This is a genomic window from Pseudochelatococcus sp. B33, assembly GCF_053570585.1.
Map to the genome: position 1 here is coordinate 1 of NZ_JBSEFH010000089.1, position 581 is coordinate 581.

General features: G+C 65.6%; 1 protein-coding gene. It reads right to left on the reverse strand.

Annotated elements, in window-relative coordinates:
* Positions 1 to 11: 11 nt before the first annotated feature.
* A partial coding sequence (locus ACUSIJ_RS29680) for a 3-keto-5-aminohexanoate cleavage protein (protein WP_449312010.1) occupies positions 12 to 581 on the reverse strand: 570 nt, incomplete at its 5' end.

The window sequence follows — 581 nt, forward strand, 5'->3', positions numbered from 1 at the left end:
CCGGGCCTGGTTCAGAAGGCGACGTTTTCAGCGCCCTTGAGGGCCAGCAGTTCGCGCGCCTCGTCGGGCGTCGCGATCTGGAAACCGAGATTCTCGAGGATGCCCCGCACCTGCCGGACCTGTTCCGCGCTCGATGTCGCAAGGCGTCCCGGCCCGGCCCACAGCGAGTCCTCGAGACCGACGCGGACGTTGCCGCCCATCGCCGCCGCCATCGCCGCGATCGGCATCTGCGCCGCGCCCGCGCCGAGCACCGACCACCGGTACGCATCGCCGAACAGCCGGTCCGCCGTGCGCTTCATATGGGCCACATCCTCGGGATGCGTGCCGATGCCGCCCAGAATGCCGAAAACCGACTGCACGAAGAGCGGCGGCTTGACGAGGCCGCGATCGAGGAAATGCTTCAGGTTGTAGAGATGGGCGATGTCGTAGCACTCGAACTCGAAACGCGTGCCGTTGCCGTAGCATGTCGACAGGATATACTCGATGTCCTTGAAGGAATTGCGGAAAACGAGGTCGCGCGTCGCCTCCAGATGCTGCCGCTCCCAGTCGTGCCTGAACTCCTTGTAGCGGTCGAGCAGGTG